The sequence below is a fragment of the Agromyces humi genome (assembly GCF_009720255.1).
GTDB lineage: Bacteria > Actinomycetota > Actinomycetes > Actinomycetales > Microbacteriaceae > Agromyces > Agromyces humi.
In genome coordinates this window covers 1-925 of sequence record NZ_WJSP02000685.1, presented here as the reverse complement: position 1 = coordinate 925, position 925 = coordinate 1, and the positions used below count along the sequence as shown (strand labels likewise).

Annotated in this window: 2 protein-coding genes; both read right to left on the bottom strand. The window is 75.5% G+C overall.

From position 1 onward, the window contains the following. Positions 1-414 (bottom strand): response regulator (locus GH736_RS23510; RefSeq protein WP_159607485.1); only part of this gene is annotated, 414 nt, incomplete at its 3' end. Continuing rightward, positions 411-925, bottom strand: a 515-nt coding sequence (locus GH736_RS23505; RefSeq protein WP_407922387.1) for a sensor histidine kinase, incomplete at its 5' end; no start/stop codon positions are given. The genes GH736_RS23510 and GH736_RS23505, both read right to left, overlap by 4 nt.

Below are 925 nucleotides of genomic sequence, written 5' to 3'. Positions count from 1 at the left end.
GCGCGTCGCGGCCGCGGCGATCACCTGGTTGCCCTGGTGCACGGTGCGGATCGCCGCGAGCAGGAACTCGGGGTCGGCGTCCTTCAGCACGAAGCCGCTCGCGCCGGCCCGGATCGCGCGTGCGGCGTTCTCGTCGAGGTCGAAGGTGGTGAGCACGAGCACGCGCGGCGGCGTGCGCCCGTCGCGGTCGGCGTCGGCGAGGATGCGCTCGGTCGCGGCGATGCCGTCGAGCAGCGGCATCCGCACGTCCATGAGCATGACGTCGGGGCGGGCACGGGCGGCGAGCTCCACCGCGGCGACGCCGTCGCCGGCCTCGCCCGTGACCGTGAGGTCGGGCTGGGATTCGACGAGCATCCGCACCCCTGCGCGGAACAGGGCCTGGTCGTCGACGAGGGCGACGCGGATGCCGCTCACGCGAGGCCGCCCGGCTGTGCGGGGATGCGCGCACGCACCCGGAACGTGCCGTCCCCGCCCGGCTCGGCCGTCAGCGACCCTCCGGCGAGCTGCGCGCGCTCTCGCATGCCCGGGAGCCCGTGGCGGAGTCCGTGCGACTCGGTCGCCGCGGCATCCGATCGCATCGCGTTCGCGATCTCGAGGTCGACCCCGGTGCCGTCCCACGCGAGCCGCAGGTCGACGGGCGCCTCGGCGTCGCCGTGGCGGAGTGCGTTGGTCAGGCCCTCCTGCGCGATGCGGTAGACGGCGATCTGGTGCCCGGTTCCGAGGGCCAGCCGCTCGCCGGTCTCGGCGTAGCGCACGTCGAGTCCGGCGGTGCGCACGCGGTCGATGAGCCCGTCGAGGTCGTCGAGCACGGGCTGCGGAGAGCCCGACTCGTCGTGGCGGAGCTCGGCGAGCAGCACGCGCACGTCGCCGAGCGCACCGCGAGCGACCTGCGAGATGGTCTCGAGCGCGCCGACGGCCGCCTCGG